13 protein-coding genes are annotated in these 17066 nt (G+C 59.8%); 11 read left to right on the top strand and 2 right to left on the bottom strand.

Going from position 1 to position 17066, the window contains the following annotated elements; translation table 11 throughout:
• Both DFR46_RS05200 and DFR46_RS05195 read left to right on the top strand, forming a co-directional pair.
• The gene (locus tag DFR46_RS05200; RefSeq protein WP_116235481.1) at window positions 1–1143 is read left to right on the top strand and encodes an OmpA family protein; all 1143 of its coding nucleotides are present in this window, start codon (window positions 1–3) and stop codon (window positions 1141–1143) included.
• Window positions 1144–1326: 183 nt separating this feature from the next.
• Window positions 1327–2670, top strand: coding sequence for an OmpA family protein (locus DFR46_RS05195; RefSeq protein ID WP_116235480.1), 1344 nt, complete (start codon window positions 1327–1329; stop codon window positions 2668–2670).
• A gap of 111 nt (window positions 2671–2781) precedes the next feature.
• On the opposite strand, the gene DFR46_RS05190 is transcribed toward DFR46_RS05195, so the two are convergent.
• Complete coding sequence (locus DFR46_RS05190) at window positions 2782–4806, bottom strand: glycosyltransferase (RefSeq protein ID WP_162843396.1); 2025 nt, start codon at window positions 4804–4806, stop codon at window positions 2782–2784.
• A 36-nt stretch (window positions 4807–4842) separates the two neighbouring features.
• Between DFR46_RS05190 and DFR46_RS05185 the strand changes: the two genes are divergently transcribed.
• The 7 genes from DFR46_RS05185 to DFR46_RS05155 all read left to right on the top strand — a co-directional run bounded on the left by DFR46_RS05185 (window position 4843) and on the right by DFR46_RS05155 (window position 13690).
• Window positions 4843–6192, top strand: coding sequence for a glycosyltransferase family 2 protein (locus DFR46_RS05185; protein WP_162843395.1), 1350 nt, complete (start codon window positions 4843–4845; stop codon window positions 6190–6192).
• Between the two features lie 126 nt (window positions 6193–6318).
• A complete protein-coding gene (locus DFR46_RS05180) occupies window positions 6319–7923 on the top strand; it encodes a glycosyltransferase (protein WP_147297622.1) in 1605 nt (534 codons plus the stop codon).
• A gap of 78 nt (window positions 7924–8001) precedes the next feature.
• Window positions 8002–9318 carry a UDP-glucose dehydrogenase family protein gene (locus DFR46_RS05175; RefSeq protein WP_116235477.1) on the top strand — a complete coding sequence of 439 codons (1317 nt, stop codon included), beginning with the start codon at window positions 8002–8004 and terminating at the stop codon, window positions 9316–9318.
• Window positions 9319–9322: 4 nt separating this feature from the next.
• A complete protein-coding gene (locus tag DFR46_RS05170; RefSeq protein ID WP_147297621.1) occupies window positions 9323–10180 on the top strand; it encodes an ABC transporter permease in 858 nt (285 codons plus the stop codon).
• 68 nt (window positions 10181–10248) lie between these two features.
• On the top strand, window positions 10249–10845 hold the full coding sequence (locus DFR46_RS05165; protein WP_245953691.1) for an ABC transporter ATP-binding protein: 597 nt from the start codon (window positions 10249–10251) through the stop codon (window positions 10843–10845).
• On the top strand, window positions 10845–12002 hold the full coding sequence (locus tag DFR46_RS05160) for a KpsE/RkpR family capsule polysaccharide export protein (protein ID WP_116235474.1): 1158 nt from the start codon (window positions 10845–10847) through the stop codon (window positions 12000–12002). The genes DFR46_RS05165 and DFR46_RS05160 overlap by 1 nt, the downstream gene beginning before the upstream one ends.
• Window positions 11999–13690, top strand: coding sequence for a polysaccharide biosynthesis/export family protein (locus DFR46_RS05155; protein ID WP_116235473.1), 1692 nt, complete (start codon window positions 11999–12001; stop codon window positions 13688–13690). Before DFR46_RS05160 ends, DFR46_RS05155 begins: the two co-directional genes overlap by 4 nt.
• 81 nt (window positions 13691–13771) lie before the next feature.
• Here DFR46_RS05155 and DFR46_RS05150 read toward each other — a convergent pair whose 3' ends face one another.
• The gene (locus DFR46_RS05150; RefSeq protein ID WP_116235472.1) at window positions 13772–15103 is read right to left on the bottom strand and encodes a capsule biosynthesis protein; all 1332 of its coding nucleotides are present in this window, start codon (window positions 15101–15103) and stop codon (window positions 13772–13774) included.
• Between the two features lie 153 nt (window positions 15104–15256).
• Between DFR46_RS05150 and DFR46_RS05145 the strand changes: the two genes are divergently transcribed.
• Together DFR46_RS05145 and kdsA are read left to right on the top strand one after the other, a co-directional pair.
• Window positions 15257–16240 carry a KpsF/GutQ family sugar-phosphate isomerase gene (locus tag DFR46_RS05145; protein WP_211306376.1) on the top strand — a complete coding sequence of 328 codons (984 nt, stop codon included), beginning with the start codon at window positions 15257–15259 and terminating at the stop codon, window positions 16238–16240.
• Window positions 16233–17066 carry a 3-deoxy-8-phosphooctulonate synthase gene (gene kdsA, locus DFR46_RS05140; RefSeq protein ID WP_116235471.1) on the top strand — a complete coding sequence of 278 codons (834 nt, stop codon included), beginning with the start codon at window positions 16233–16235 and terminating at the stop codon, window positions 17064–17066. The genes DFR46_RS05145 and kdsA overlap by 8 nt, the downstream gene beginning before the upstream one ends.

The following is a 17066-nucleotide window of genomic DNA, read 5'->3' as shown; positions in this document are numbered from 1 at the left end:
TTGGCGGCTACGCCAGCGCTGGCTCGCGACGATTCTTGGTATATCGGTGCAGAGGCCGGTGGGACGATCATCAGCAATGCTGATATCGATGTCACCAATTCAGCCGGTGTATTCGCCAACAATGCCTACAGCATCAACACGGAGCCTGGCTTCGACGTTGGCGGCATTCTGGGTTATGATTTCGGCTGGTTCCGTCTGGAAGCCGATGTTTCGTATCGCCGTGCTGAAGTAACGACGATTGAACAGAATCTGGGTTCGATCCTGCCGATTGCAGGCACGGTTACCGGCACGAGTGTCAACTACAATCCGGGCGGCCCGAACGGCAATCCTCCGGGCAACCCGTTCCAGTGGAATGGCGCGCAGGGCAGCATGCGGATCCTCGCCTTCATGGCCAACGGTCTTCTGGACTTTGGCGATGACGACGGTTTCCAGGGTTATATCGGTGGCGGTGTCGGCATTGCCCGCACCAGCTTTGACGGCATCCGGGTTACGGACGCTGCGCCGGTCATCACCGACGATTCGGATTCGGGCTTCGCCTGGCAGCTTGTTGCCGGCGTCCGCTATCCGCTTTCCCGGAACTTCGACATCGGCGTGAAATATCGCTTCTTCAACCAGGACGATGTCGGAACGAACAGCTTCTACAGCACCTCGGACGAAACGGATGTCCGCTCGCACAGTGCGCTGGTTACGCTGACCTACAACTTCGGGTCGCCGCCTCCGCCTCCGGTAGAGCCTCCGCCTCCGCCTGTTGTGACGCCTCCGCCGCCGGTAGAGCCTCCGCCTCCGCCGCCTCCGTGTGAGCCTGGTCCGTTCCTGGTGTTCTTCGACTGGGATCAGTCGGACATTCGCCCGGACGCAGCTTCGGTGCTTGATGCGGTTGCTGCCCAGTATCAGACCGGTCGTTGCCCGACTTCGGTTATGCTTGCTGGTCACGCCGACAGGTCCGGTTCGGCAACCTACAACGTAGGTCTGTCTGAGCGTCGTAACTCTTCGGTTCGTGCGTACCTCGCTTCGCGCGGTGTTCCGGACGGTTCGATGTCGAGTGAAGCCTTTGGTGAAGGTCGTCCGCTGGTCGACACCGCCGATGGGGTTCGCGAACAGCAGAACCGTCGCGTTGAGATCACTTACGGCCCCGGCATGTAAGGATCGGCGCAAGCCAATAAAGGGAGGGGCCGGTCGCGAGACCGGCCCCTTTTTTTGTGCCGTTCGATCCGCTTCGGTGGCATCGTTCTGGCCAAATCTTGACCAACCCCGAAGTAAAGCATAGTTTATGCAATACTGACGGTCTGATTTATTGAATTACGAACGGTTAGTATTGGGGGGGGCATGTTAAAATCGATATTTACAGTGGCTTTGTCACTAATTCTGGCGGCTACGCCAGCGCTGGCTCGCGACGATTCTTGGTATATCGGTGCAGAGGCCGGTGGGACGATCATCAGCAATGCTGATATCGATGTCACCAATTCAGCCGGTGTATTCGCCAACAATGCCTACAGCATCAACACGGAGCCTGGCTTCGACGTTGGCGGCATTCTGGGTTATGATTTCGGCTGGTTCCGTCTGGAAGCCGATGTTTCGTATCGCCGTGCTGAAGTAACGACGATTGAACAGAATCTGGGTTCGATCCTGCCGATTGCAGGCACGGTTACCGGCACGAGTGTCAACTACAATCCGGGCGGCCCGAACGGCAATCCTCCGGGCAACCCGTTCCAGTGGAATGGCGCGCAGGGCAGCATGCGGATCCTCGCCTTCATGGCCAACGGTCTTCTGGACTTTGGCGATGACGACGGTTTCCAGGGTTATATCGGTGGCGGTGTCGGCATTGCCCGCACCAGCTTTGACGGCATCCGGGTTACGGACGCTGCGCCGGTCATCACCGACGATTCGGATTCGGGCTTCGCCTGGCAGCTTGTTGCCGGCGTCCGCTATCCGCTTTCCCGGAACTTCGACATCGGCGTGAAATATCGCTTCTTCAACCAGGACGATGTCGGAACGAACAGCTTCTACAGCACCTCGGACGAAACGGATGTCCGCTCGCACAGTGCGCTGGTTACGCTGACCTACAACTTCGGGTCCGGGCCCGATTGCGCGCCGCCGCGTGAAATCATCGACGGCGTCTGCCGGATGCCGGATCCGCAGCCGGTTTGCGGCGACGGTACGCCGGTTCCTGCCGGGCAAGACGCAGCTGCCTTTTGTGTGCTGCCATGTCCCTCACCGCCCTATATCCCGAACACAACCTATCCGCGCGGCGGCAATCCGGCGGAGCTCTGCCGCGAACCTCCCGTGGTTTGCGATACCACCACATCGGTTATCTTTGGCTGGGACAGGGATGTATTCTCCACAGAGGATGGCAGGTTGACGCAATCCGACGAGGATTCGCTGCAGACCCTTCGCCAGATCGTTGCGCGGCATGTCGAGTTCGGAAACGGCAGCTGTTATGTAACGATCATGCTGGAAGGCCATACCGACACGTCCGGGCCGCCAGACTATAATGACGATCTCTCGGCGCGACGGGCGGAAACCGTACGGAATATCCTGACGGCAGGGGGCATTCCCGGAGCGAGTATCTCGGTCAGTTCGTTCGGCGAAGATCGCCCGGCTGTCGATACCGGGGATGGCGTAAGGGAACCCGCCAATCGCCGTGTGATGATTATCTATAATCGCAACTAGGATAATCCACCCAAATACCCCGCATTCCTAGCGGAAGGGCGTCGATCTTCGGATCGGCGCCCCCTTTGTTATCCGGGACCAGCCGGTTGTTTGGGAATATGGCCTGTCAAATCAGCGCGCCGCAAAGATATCGAGCGTCCGCTCCGTCATTCGCGCCATCGCAAATTGATTGCTCGCCCAGGTGGCAAGATCGGCCCGGATGGCGTGGCGTTTTTCCCCATCCCGGCGCGACAGGGCCAGCAAATGCGTTGCCGCTTCCTGCGGGTCCGGCAATTCTGCACTGGCCATCACAAGGTTGGCCGGATGCGGCGCAACGGCTTCGAGCGCGCCGCCGGCAGGGGTTGTAATCACCGGAACGCCGGCCAGTTGCGCTTCTATCAGCGCGTTGGGAACGCCTTCATGGCGTGATGTGAGCCCCAGAGCATCCATTTTTCCCAACCAGAAACCGACATGCGTGGTGCGCCCGACGAACAGGGTCCGGTTTCCTATACCGGCACTGCGCGCAAATGCTTCGGCGGCTCCACGTAGCGGCCCACTGCCCGCAATGATGAACCGCGCCTGCGGGTCCTTGCGCGCCATGGCCGTGCAAATCTCCAGCCACAGCAATGGGCGCTTATTGTCGTCAAACCGCATGACGCCGCCAAATATGAACCCGGTTCCGCCGGCCTGCCTGTCGAACCGTTCCCAGCGCGCCCGTTCATCCTCTGGTGCATCCTGGGGCAGGGGATCGACTCCATTGGCCACCGTCGCCACACTGCCGGAAGGCAGATCGAGCCATTCTTCATAGGCACTGGCTGCGATCCTGGAATTGGCAGTCAGGGTAACGCCCTGTGCAGAGAGAAGTCCGCGGTACAGGGTTTGCTGTTCAGGCTTTTGCCGGTCTTTCCGGTTGTTCGGCGGCATGGTCCGCACATTGAGAATGATCCGCGGCACATTCGCCATCAATGCGGCGAGGCCGGCGGCAAAGATCATGCCGTCCTGCCATATCTGAACCACGTCCGGGGCCTCATAGCGCAACAGTTCGGTCAGCCTGATCACGCCTTCCCGCATCCGTGGCGGCAATAGCGCGATCAGTTCCCGCGACGGCGCAAGGATGCTGCTATCCGGACTTCCGCCCCATGGTTGGGCAGAGAGATAGTCGGAAACCCGGATATTGGCTTTTTCCAGCCGCGCCAGATAGAAATCGTTGCTGCGGCGGCGATCCAGCTTACGGCAGAAAATGCTCACAGGGCCATGAATCCGGTCATGCTGGCCGGCATTCGCGGAAAGCCCCAGGGCCGTGTTGGCCAGCTGGCGTTCGGCGCCGCCCCCGCCGAGTGACCCGCCGATCAGGATAACGCCGCCGATCGTGCGTTCCGGGCTGGCTGGAGGTCTGTTCCTGCGTCGCTCAATGGCAGATTTCAGCAGCATATCGAGCGCGGCAACGCTGGGCGGGCCTGCCGCGTGCGGCCCGCTGAACAATCTGGCCGCCAGCCGCATGTCACGGGAAAATTCGGGGTCGATTGCCGATGATTCACTGTTTTCCAGGAGCGAAACCGCTTCGTCGAACTGGCCCGCCATCCGCAACAGTCGCGCCTTTTCCATGGCGATTTCCGCGGCCAAATTCCCAGATGGTTCGGCCTTTTGCAGCAGCGCCAGAGCTTCGTCGCGATTGTCGAGCAAGGCAAGGCAGCGGGCAATGAGCAGAGCGTTGGCAGGATCGTTTTCAGAATGTGTCGCCGCCATATGGGAGGCGAGAATTTGCGTCGCCGCCGCGGTTCCGGAAGCTTTTAAGACGGTGCGAAGATATTCCGGAAAGATATTGTAAGAGCTTGGAAATCTTTCAATCATTGAGCGCCAACAGAGGCGTGCTGATTCGGCATCACCGGACAGGTTGAGAAGCTTTCCAACGTAAAGTTGCGGCCGCTCATTGTCGGGAAATTGCACGGCGATATCGATCGCGCGGGAGAGCAGCCAGGGTGTATAGTCGCCCCGGTCTGCCTCCTCGACCAGAGCCGCCGCTTCGGTCAGCGCCTCTTCCTCGCTCAACGCCACCGCTACAGAATCCAGAACGCCTCGTTCAAGCGCTTCGGTCAACGGATCCGCCATGGGCGAAAGCGCCGGGCGTTGCACGGGGGCGGGTAAGCTGCCAGTCACAATCTTCGCCATAGAATGCGGCGGCGTGCGCCGCAAATGCGAAGAGGAGTAGGGGTTCTGGCGCGGTTTCCAAATGACAGGCTGCTGGAGAGGCTGGCCGGGTTGCCCATCGCGCCAATCCGGCGCTGGGCGGCGCGCTTGGCGGCGGATCGAGCCATGCATTGGGCAGCGCTCGGGGGAGCCGCGCGCGATCCCTATGTTCTGGCTCGCCTGGGGCTCTATCCGTTCGCCATGGCGGCACAGGCATCGGATGCGAAGGGGCGTAGGGGACGCGCGCTCGCAGCGGCCGCGCTCGGCAAAGCCGATGGCAAGGCGATGGAGGCGCTTGCTGCGCTGCGGGGGAACTCGCGAAAGCTCGCCGCCAGGCTGGTCGCCCTGCATGATTGCGAGACCGCATTGGAATTGCTTGAACCCGGCGATCACACGGGCCTGGCCGCATGCCTGCTGGCGCTGGATCGGCCGGAAGATGCGCGCGGGCATCTCGGTCAGGCAGGAGAAAATAGCCGGGAGGCCGCCGCAATCCGGGCGCATATCGAGATTTGCGCGGGCGAATGGGGAGCGGCGAGAGAAGCGCTCAACGCCATGTTCGGCCATGACGATCTCGGCGCTCCGCTCGCTTCCGGTTCCGGCGCCTTCACTATCGACACTCTGCGCGGCGAGACTCCACCGGTGTCCGAAGGGCCGAAGGTTTCAGTGGTCATTCCCTACCATAATGCTGCCGGGACAATCGAAACGGCCATTGCCTCGATAACCGGGCAGAGCTGGCGGAATGTGGAGATACTGGCGGTCGACGATCGGTCGGACGATGAAAGCCCGGCGATTGTCCGCCGCCTTGCGGACTCCGATGGCAGGATCGTGCTTCTGGCTAATGTGCGCGAACCGGGCGTTTATGGCGCCCGCAACACGGCCATTGCGGCGGCCACGGGCGAATATGTCACCTTTCTAGATGCCGATGACTGGTCCCCCGGGGAACGGCTCGCACGGCAGATCGCCGCGCTGGGCTCCGGGACTGTGGCGATCGCAAACCATATTCGCATGGACGATGCAGGCAGGCCTGTCGCCCCGCGCATATTTCCGCTGGTCCGCCCGGTGCCGATTACCATGGCTCTGCGGCGCGAAACGCTTGTCGCTGCCGGGCCGTTCGACGCGGTTGCGACAGGAGCGGATTCCGAAATGTTCGCACGGCTCGAAATGCTGCATGGCAAGGCTGCGGTCGCAAGGGACCCGGCCGTCCTTCTGGTTGCACGCTGGCGTTCCGGTTCGCTGAGTCGGAACCGGGAAGGCGGCCTGCTGGGGCTCGAGCGGTATCGCTATCGCGCTCAGTGGATGTTCCGGCATGCCGGACTGGAATCACCGCGCTTGCCAGAAGAGCCGGGCGCAGCATAGACACGCGGCATATGCAATTCGAGGGCCTCACCGATTAGCGAAGACGCACCCCCAGAGCTGGATGCAGCGGCGCTGACCGCGCGGCTTCGCGAGGAGCAGGCAGCGCGCGAGGCGGCCGAACGGCAGGTGCTGGCACTCACGACGGAAAAGCGGCTGTTGGAATATCGCGTGATCAATGCGCATCGGACGCTGGCGCATGGCTTGGGCCGGGCGCTGATCGAGGCGCGCAGCCTGAAAGGCCTGCTTGCCTTGCCGGGCCGCATTCGGCGGCTGAGCATGAAACAACGGGCCAAGCGCCGCGAACGCGTGCCCAACAGTTTTACCGACGATGTCGCGTCGATATTGCGCCTTGTCGACCCGGCGTTCGAACGGGCCGCCGCCCAAGGATTGGATGCCGCGATCGACTGGGTCCGAGCCGAAAAGGCCGAACCCGCCGCCAAGGCAAGGGCATTGGCCGAATTGGCGCATGCGACGCTCGACGACGCCCCGGAAAAGGCGGCGCGCATTGGCGAAGATGCCGCGAGGAAATATCCCGGTGAACAGCGCCTTTTTGCGCTGGCGGTGCGATTGCGCGAGAAAGGGCTGGTTCTTGCGCCTGCCAGCCTGTGTGCAGCCATTTGCGGTCGCCAGCCTCTTTCACCGCCGCAAATTCGCCTCTGCGATCTGATGATGGAAGACGCGGCCTTGCTCGAACGAGGGCGCTGGGGAGAGTCGCCGGCGCACGGCCCGGGCAATACCGGCGAAGGCGGCCTGGTGATCATCTGCCCCCCTAGATGGGCCGCTTTGCCGCGGGTTCTGAAGGCACGAGAAGATGCCCGCAAAGCGGGTGCGACGGTTTCGATCGTAGCTCCGGCCGACAAGCCCGATTTCGCCGCTTTCTCCGCCGTGCATATTTTCGCGAACTCGATTGGCATGGCCTGCGCGATGGTGGTCGATGCACACGCCGCCGGATGCCGCATCATCCTCGATATCGCCAATCCCCCTGCATCGATGCTGCGCTCCAGCGGCAGCGAGCGCGAAGCGGTTGACGGTATCCGGCTCAAGGGCCTTGCCGCCCATGCCGATATCCTGATCGCGCGTAGCATGGCTCTGGGAACCCGTCTGGGCGCGCTGGATATTGATTGTCTTGTTGCCGGCGACGCTGGCGATGCAGCTGACGCTGCGGATGATGAGATGATGACCGCCGCTCTCGCCGAATATGGCGTCAGGCCGGTGTCGCGGACGGTCGGCTGTTTCGCGACGCTTGATGAAGATGCCGGGTCAGTGCTCTGCCTCGAAGCTTTTGCTGCGCTCGCGGCAACCGGTGAGGCCGGGCAGTTGCTGATATTCGGCAAGGGAAGCCGCAGCGCGCATCTCTCCAGCAAAGCAGAGGCGCTTGGGCTGACCGATCAGGTGAATTTTGTTGGCATGCCGCCGCCGCAACGCTGGCCGTCGTTGCTTGCAGCGCTGGATCTGGCGGTGTTTCCGCGGATCGCGGAGGAAGCGCTGGGATCCGAAATCCCGATGCTTAGCGTTCAGGCACTTGCTCGGGGACTTCCGGTGCTTGCCAGCCAATCTGCCTGGGATGCGCAGGCGGCGTTCATTGCCGAGCCAGGTGCAGTATTGGCAGCAGGGGGTGATCAGGCCGTGCAGATGCGGGATGCGTTTCGCCATCCGCCAGGCCCCGTTCAGCCGGTATCAGGCGACGACCCCTTGGCCGATCTCTATGAACTGTTCATCCGGCCGCTATAAGCTTGATTTTATTACAGCGGGGTGGCGCATGCCGGATGGCTATTGTAACAGCGCCCGAAGAGTTTTGGGACGAATGCAATGCGTATTGCCATGATTGGAACAGGCTATGTCGGCCTGGTTTCCGGAGCCTGTTTTTCGGATTTTGGCCATCAGGTCGTGTGCGTCGACAAGGATGCCGACAAGATCGCCGCGCTCGAAAAGGGTGTGATGCCGATCTACGAGCCGGGCCTCGAAGCCCTGGTCGCGCATAATGTCGATGCGGGGAGATTGTCGTTCACGACGGACCTAGCCGAAGGCGTTGCGGGAGCGGACGCTGTGTTTATCGCGGTGGGCACGCCGTCGCGGCGCGGGGATGGTCATGCGGATCTCACCTATGTCTATGCAGCGGCCAGGGAGATCGCCCAGGCGCTGACCGGACCGGCGGTTGTCGTGACCAAATCCACTGTGCCCGTGGGAACCGGCGACGAAGTGGAGCGACTGATCCGCGAGACCGCGCCCGATGCCGAAGTGTCGGTTGCCTCGAACCCGGAATTTTTGCGCGAAGGCGCGGCCATCACCGATTTCAAACATCCGGACCGGATTGTAGCAGGGGTAGAGGGTGTGCGAGCCCGCGAGCTCCTCGAAGCGATCTATCGGCCGCTCAATCTGAACCGCGCGCCCTTGCTCTTCACAACCCGCCGGACGGCTGAAATCATCAAATATGCGGCCAATGCATTCCTCGCGACCAAGATCACCTTCATCAATGAGATTGCCGATCTGTGCGAGTCGGTCGGTGCCGATGTGCAAATGGTTTCGCGCGGGATCGGGCTCGACAATCGCATCGGGCCCAAATTTCTCCATGCCGGCCCTGGCTATGGCGGGTCCTGCTTTCCGAAAGATACGCTTGCGCTCTTAAAGACTGCTGAGGACGAGCAGGTGCCGCTGCGCATCGTGGAGTCTGTGGTCAAGGTGAACGATGCGCGCAAACGAGCCATGGGGCGCAAGGTCGTCAAGGCTATGAATGGCGATGTGCGCGGCAAGACGGTCGCCCTGCTAGGGCTGACCTTCAAACCGAATACAGACGATATGCGCGATTCCCCGTCAATTTCGATCATCCAGGCATTGCAGGACGAAGGGGCGACAATCCGGGCCTATGATCCGGAAGGTACGGAACAAGCGCGCACTGTCCTTGAAAATGTCGTATTCTGCGACAACCCCTATGCAGCGGCGAACGGTGCGGATGCGCTTGTCATCGTGACGGAGTGGGACGAGTTTCGAGCGCTCGACCTTGATCGGGTTGCCGAGATTCTGGCTCAACCCATATTGGTTGATCTGCGCAACATCTATTCTCAGGAAGAGGCAGCGCAGGCGGGCCTTTCCTATCACGGCATCGGCCAGATCGGCACCGCAGCCTAGCATCGTGGCAAAACAACTTCCCACCCGCATTGGCGATTACATGCCTTTCAGCAAGGATTGGTTTGCCGAACTCCGGCAATGTTTGGTCGTGATGGGGCGCGTTATTTTTGCGGTGATCATGCGGGAATCGCGCACGCGCTATGGTAGTTCCAATATCGGCTATGCTTGGGCAATTATCGACCCGCTTATGCTGCTCGCTGTATTCATCGGTATATTTGCGGTTCTTGGCAGATCATCTCCTGTCGGATCGCCAGTTTCTGTTTTTTTCGTAACTGGGATAGTTCCACTCCTGTTCTGGCGTGGTGCGGTCGGGCAAGGCGCGACGGCTGTTAGCGCCAGCCTAGGCTTGCTGACTTACCCGCAAGTCATGCCGGCCGATATCATTGTAGCACGAATTCTGCTTGAAGCCGCCACCACAGTTTTCGTGATTTTTATCTTTATTGTAGGACTTCAACTGGTTGCCGATGTGTCGCCCAGTTGGTTCCTGGGTGATCCGGTGCAGTTGCTACTGGCAATGCTTGCGCTTTTTTATTTCACGTTCGGGACGATGTTTTTGAGCTCCAGCCTGGCCCGCATCATTCCAGTTTGGATAAATATCTGGGGTTATATGAGCCGTCCGCTGTTTCTGCTGTCGGGCATTTTCTTCACGCTAGAACAAATGCCGGAAAGCGTTCGCTATTATCTGCTATTCAATCCTGTGGCGCATCTGGTCGAGTGGATAAGGTCTGCCGCCATCCCGACCTTCGAAAGCGATGTGTATTCGATTACCTATCCCATGGCATTCGGAACGGTTTCGCTGATAATCGGCCTGGTGGTTGACCGCATCCTTTTGATGACGGGCGATGAGGAAATAGTCAGTTAGCCGCCATGACCATTGAACTGCGCAACGTTTCCAAGACATATCGATCGCGAAGAAGCGGGCGAAAGACAGTGCTGCACGATATCAATGCGGTGTTCGAGCGCGGCCACAGCTATGGAATATTGGGCGTAAACGGGGCCGGCAAATCAACTTTGTTGCGGATAATCTGTGGGGCCGAACGCCCGACATTCGGCGATGTCCGCAAGGACGTCTCCATAAGCTGGCGCCTGGGTTTCGCGTCTTCGTTCAACAGTTCGCTGACCGGGATGGAGAATCTGCGCTTCGTTTGCCGTATCTACAATGCTGATATCAAAGAGGTTTCCGATTTTGTTGAGGATTTCGCAGAAATCGGGAATGCCATTCATGAGCCGGTGCGCACATACTCGTCCGGCATGCAGTCGCGTTTGGCATTCGCCCTCAGCATGGCTATCAGGTTCCAGGTCTATGTGATCGATGAGTCGCTTGCCGTAGGCGATTTCAAGTTCCAGGAAAAATGCAAAGCCGAATTTGCGAAGCGTAGGGAAGAGGCTGATATATTGTTGACCTCTCATATGCCAAACATGATCAAAGAATATTGTGACCGTGCCGGTGTGGTTCACAAGGGGCGCCTCGATATGTTCGATAGCGTGGAAGAGGCTGCCGAGCATTATGAGCGAGTTACACAGTGATGAACCGGGCAGAACTTCTGGAAAGCGCCAAGGACTGGTTTCGTATCCGGCCGGAAGAGGCAAGCGACCGCCATGCCCGCCGCCGTTTGCGCTTTCGTATCATTGCAGCCGGGATTGTGATCCCGACATTTCTCGTATTCATCTATTATGCGCTGCTTGCCCGGCCCGAATATGATACCGAAATGATGTTTACGATCCAGGGGCTTAAGCAGCAGCAGCCTGATCTTCTCGGCGGTATCGGGCTTCCCGCAATTTCCACATCGACCAATGATGGGCTGGTCGTAACGGAATATATCACGTCCAGCGCGATGATCAGGCAGCTTCAGGAAAATTACGGTTTCGATGTCGCCTATGGCGGGTGGAGCTTCGACCCCTGGGCGCGCATAGCACCCTCCGCTGCCGTTGAAAGGAAGGCGGAATTCTGGCGAGGCCAGGTCAACGCTGGCTATGATGCGACGTCGAAGATTATTACCGTCAACGTGCGTGCCTATACGCCCGAAGATTCTCTTCGCCTGGCGCAGGGCGTTCTTTCAGAAACCGAAAATGTGGTGAATGCGCTAAACGGCCGCGTGCAGGATGAAGCCGTTCGCGTGGCCGGCGAAGAGGTGGCTTCAAGACGCGAAGCCTATAACGAAGCGCGGCGACGCGTAATTACATCCCGGGCCAACCGGGCAACGACCCTGGAAGGGGAGGCTGCGCAACAGGTTGGGCTTGTAGGCCAGATCGAAGGTCAGCTTGCCAATGCACGGGTTGAGCGCGCCGCCGCTATTGCGCAATTCCGTCCGGATTCGCCGCAGATTCGCGCGATGGACGAACGTATTGCGGCGCTCGAGGCGCAGCGGGCGGCCGCATTACAGGAAGCACGCGACGGTTTCGGCGTGTCCGAGGCATCACGCGATGTCAGCGCGCAAACGGCGTTGCTAGATTATGAGTTTGCTCAGCAAGCCTATTATGCGGCTATCCAGGCGGAACGCCAGGCGATTGCCCAACGGGCGAATGAACGCCGCTATCTCGTTCCCTTTGTCCCGCCTAGGCTTCCCGAAGTTTCGAACTATTGGTCGCGCTTCGCCAATATATTCGCCTTTGCGATTGCGGCGGCCCTGTTGATGGCCATTGCGACGCTCGGCTATTCCGTCGTCAAGGACCATATGGAATGACCAGATTTTCGCATCTTTATCGCCTGTTCGCTTCATTTGCGGTTGTGCTGCTGGTCATGGCCGTCTCGCCTGCAGTGGCGCAGATCGACGCAGACTCCGGTGCGAGCGCTGTCGGAGCAGGGTCGGCGCCGGCAGCCGTTATTCAGGACGATCAGCGTGGTTCAGAGGCGCGGCGGACGACTTTGAGACAGGACCAGCTCGCGGGCACCCGTCCGCAGCCGTTTGGGGCTGAGCTTTTCCAGCAGGAAGGGGGCGACGAGATATCGGGTGCCGCCGATCCCAACTATGTCGTGCAGCCGGGCGATGTGGTTTCGGTCACTACTTATGGGCTGGTCAATGAAACGGCACGCCTCGTGGTGGATGCCGAAGGCAATATCGCCTTGCCCAATGTCGGTCCCGTCATGATCGCGGGAACACGGTCGGCCGATGTGAACGATGTCGTCTCCGCAGCATCCTCCCGGGTCTATCAATCGACTGTGCAGGTCTATGCCACGGTGGCCGATGCCGGCGAAATTCAGGTCTTTGTTACCGGCCCGGTGCGCCAGCCCGGTGGACATACAGGCATCAGCCAGTCGTCTGTAATCGGCTTTCTGCAGGCCGCCGGCGGTATCGATGCTGATCGTGGCAGTTATCGCCACATACTGGTTCGGAGAAACGGGGAAACGCTCGGCGCTGTCGATCTGTACGATTTCTTGCTCAACGGCGACATGACCGGGGTTAGTCTGCGCAACGGCGATGTCATTGTGGTGGGCCAGCAGGGGCCTGTCGTATCCGTCAGCGGCGACGCACGCGCGCCCTATACGTTCGAATTCGCCAATGTAGCGGGCACGGGCAGCGAATTGCTCCGCTATTCGCGGCCGCGCCCTGAAATCACCCATGTTTCGGTCCTGGGAACGCGCAATGGCACACCCTTCAACGCCTATCTGTCGCGCGAGGAGTTTGCGGCCCTGACGCTCGCCGATGGCGATCGGGTGCGTTATGAGGCCGATGCGCCGTCCGATACCTTTGTGGTTCGCGTCATGGGCGCCCATGAGGGGCCATCGGCCTATGTTGTAAATCGCGGCGACTATCTTGGTCCCCTGATTGCGAGCATTCCGTTGGACCCGCTGGCCGATGTGCCGATGATCCATCTGGAGCGGCGCAGCGTTGCCGAAACGCAGCGCGTCCTGCTTCAGGAAAATCTCGCGCGTCTGGAACGCGCAATCTACACCGCTTCCTCGTCGTCCGCCGCTTCGGCGCAAGCCCGCGCTGCCCAGGCCACTTCGCTCGGCGCCTTCATTGCGCGCGCGCGCCTGGTCGAGCCGCGCGGTTTGGTTGCCTTGCCTGACGATGCCAATCTCGATCAGGTTTTGCTGGAACCCGATGATGTGATCATCATACCCTATGTGAACCAGACGGTTGTGATTGCCGGTGAAGTCGAGCTGCCGCAGACATTGCTCTGGACCCCCGGTAACGATGCGCGCGATTATGTTCGCAGGGCGGGCGGGTTCACGAACCTTGCGAACCGGTCGGACACGCTCGTGATCCATCCCGATGGCAGTGTGCAGCGCGGTGGAGCAGTGCGGGCAGGAGATCGCATCCTTGTGCCGCCGAAAGCGCCCGGACAAACATTGCAGTTTATCCGCGATATTACCCAGATTCTCGGCCAGACGGGATTGGCCGCCGCCTCGATATTCAGGATCTTCTAGCTGCAGCGCGTCTTTAAGGCGACGGTGGGTATAAGCGTTTTCGGCAGTAAGCCAAATCTGCACGGGCAGGGGAATGACCAGTTATTCTCCCGTATCGTTGACCAGCTCCCCACGCGTCCAGTCAATGCCGGCAAGTGTGCCGGGGATCTTGATCCGGCGATAGAAATTGCCGTTCAATTGCGTCCGGTAGATCAGCTGGTGCCGGAAATTCCGGTAAAGGTCCTGATGGACCGGATATTCGTCGGCCTTGGTCCAGAACTCGTCGAGCGTTACCGAGGCCGTTAGGCCTTCTATGCGATAAATCGCATCGCCAAGCGCCAGTGTGGGCTTGCTGTGGTGGATGGCTGACATTCCGGTGGTGCTGTTGATGGTGACAAGCCCCTGGGCCTCGCTGATCAATGTCGGTAGATGCGGGTCGTGAACGTAGATCAGGCGATCACCGAGCTTTGTTTCGTCCCGTAATCTGCGGACAAGCCGGGTATAGTCCGTATAGGGGCGGTCCATCGGATGGTGCTTCAGCACGAGAAGGGCATTCTCTGCGGCATGAGACGCGAAAGAACGCACGGTGTGCCTGATAAACTGCTCGATCGTATCGAATTCCGAATGGACGCCGATCTGCGCATCATTATGGACCTGCAGCGGAACCAGGAAAAAGGGTGGATGATCCTCGACAACCAGCCGGTCGACATCACGCTTGTTCTTCCAGCGATACCAGTATTTGCGCGCGGCCCCTCTCACCCAGGCAAGGCCCTCGAACCAGCTTAGCGAGCGATGATGGCGGTAACGGGGGAAGAAGGGCCACAGAATGATAGCCCAGAAATAATAGGTGAACGCCCACCCCGTGGCATGCCAGATTGTTTGTCCGACAGAACTTGTTTCCGCCGGTTCGGGGGCTGGTGTGTTCAGATAGAATATTCCGGCGCGCGGCATTGTGCTGCGTCCGTTTACGCCGTGGCACTCCATCGTGATATAATCCGGGCGGATATAGCCTTCCTCGAACACATAGACTTCAACGTTGCGCTCTGCGGCTATCTGGCTCGCGATGCTGTGCATTTTTCGGCAATCGCCGAACAGCATGATCGTATCGATCCGCTTCTCGTCGCAAATCCGGTTCAGGAATGCCGGGAATCTGTCGATCGGGTCGGTGAAACTGGTTGCGTTCGTCGGATAGTAAAACCAGTCGCCGCCATTGAAATTGATTTTGTGCACATTTGCACCCGCCCATTGCAGGTCCTTGGCGAGGCGATTGAAGAAGGGCCCGACAGGCCCCTGTAACATCAGGATATTGCGGCCGCGGAAACAATAGGGTGCATCGTCCGGGATGGTAGGCAGGGTGTCTGGACGGTCGGGTTGTTCGACCGAAATCGAGCGATTTTCCGAGACAAGCCTAGCGGGCAGCACTGGGCCGTTCATATTCACGTTACTCCCTCTGCGCCCGTCCGTCGTCTGTACTATTGTTGCGCAACCGCAAAGTCATCACTAGAAGTAGGAAAAGTAAGTAAAAAGACAAAATCGGCCGGTGGGTTGTGGCGAAAATGCTGCAGACCGGTCGTCAAAGGGGCCCGAATGACCGATTCTGTGATGCGTACGCGTCTTGATTCCCATGATGAACTGTCGAGTCCGATAAAGACCGCTGCCCACGCGCTGCAGATAAATGCGGCTGCCGTGGCGACACTGGCGGGACGGATCGATGGCAGTTTCAGTGATGCCGTCGACCTGATTCTCAGCCGGAAAAGACATGTTGTGGTCTCCGGGATGGGAAAGTCCGGCCTCGTGGCGCGCAAGATCAGCGCAACCTTCGCCTCGCTCGGGACGCCGAGCATCTTCGTGCACAGTGCAGATGCGGGTCATGGCGATCTGGGCATGATCACACACGGAGACACAGCCGTGCTGATATCGGCAAGCGGCGAGACGGACGAAGTGCTGGGGCTGATTCCCTATTTGCGCAATCTTGAAGTTCCGATCATCTCCATCACGGGCAATATGCGGTCGACGCTGGCGCGCCAGTCGGACATCGCACTGGATGGGTCGATCGAACGGGAAGCCTGCCTGCACAATCTGGCCCCGACGACGTCGACTATCGTCGCAATGGCGATGGGGGATGCTCTGGCGATTGCACTTTGCGAAGCCAGCGGGTTCAAGGCTGCCGATTTTGCGCAATATCATCCGGGCGGTAAACTCGGAAAAAGGCTAAAAACACCGGTCCGCGATGCCATGCACAAGACGGACCTGCCGATATGCACGCCCGATACAACGCTCAAGGCCATGCTGCCGATCATGTCGGACGGCAAGCTGGGGCTCGTTCTCGTGATGGCGGATCAGACGTTGAGCGGCATCGTGACCGACGGCGATCTGCGTCGCGGACTCGAACAGGCAAGCGAACTGGGCGAACTCCGGGCGCATGAGATCATGACGCCCGGTCCTTTGACCATCGGCCCCGATGCGACCCTGTACGATGCTGACACAAAGATGCATGATGCGCGCGTGACGGCGCTTGTGGTGGCCGATCCGGCCAAAAAGGTCCTCGGCGTTATTCAGATTCATGACTGAGTCGGTGCCTTCGCCCTGGGCGGGTGAGGAGCTTTTCGTTCTGGCCGGCCCATGTGCGATTGAATCGCGCAGCTTTGCTCTGGAGACCGCCGAAGAACTGCGCGATATCTTCGCCGCGGCGGGCATCGGGCTCGTCTACAAATCCTCATTCGACAAGGCGAACAGAACCTCTGCAGCGAGTTTTCGCGGTGTCGGCATGGATGCCGGGCTGTCGATTCTCGCCGAAGTTCGCGAGACGCTGGGTGTGCCGGTCGTAACCGACGTGCATGACACAGATCAGGTCGCACCGGCGGCGGAGGCCGTCGATATGCTCCAGACGCCCGCGTTTCTGTGCCGCCAGTCCGATTTTATCGCGGCGGTCGCGGTTGCCGGCAAACCGGTCAATATCAAGAAGGGCCAGTTTCTCGCGCCCTGGGATATGGCAAAGGTTATCGAAAAAGCCCGGATCGCCGCCGATGCGGCTGACAAGCCGTCCGAGTTCTTTGTTTGCGAACGCGGTTCGACCTTTGGCTATGGCAATCTTGTAGTCGATATGCGCGGGTTGACGATTATGCGCGAAACGAGCGGATGTCCGGTCATATTCGATGCGACCCACTCGGTGCAGCTGCCGGGCGCAAAGGGCGAAAGCAGCGGCGGCGAACGCAAGCATGCGCCCGCTTTGGCACGCGCGGCGGTGGCCACCGGCGCGGTTTCCGGCGTGTTCATGGAAACCCATCCCGATCCCGACAATGCGCCATGCGACGGGCCCAATATGCTGCCCTTTGAATGGCTTCCCGAACTGCTGGCGGAACTCAAGGCGATCGCCGCAATTTCGCGCCCCGGATGA

Source organism: Parasphingopyxis lamellibrachiae, assembly GCF_003385775.1.
GTDB lineage: Bacteria > Pseudomonadota > Alphaproteobacteria > Sphingomonadales > Sphingomonadaceae > Parasphingopyxis > Parasphingopyxis lamellibrachiae.
This window is presented reverse-complemented; position numbering and strand designations above follow the sequence as displayed.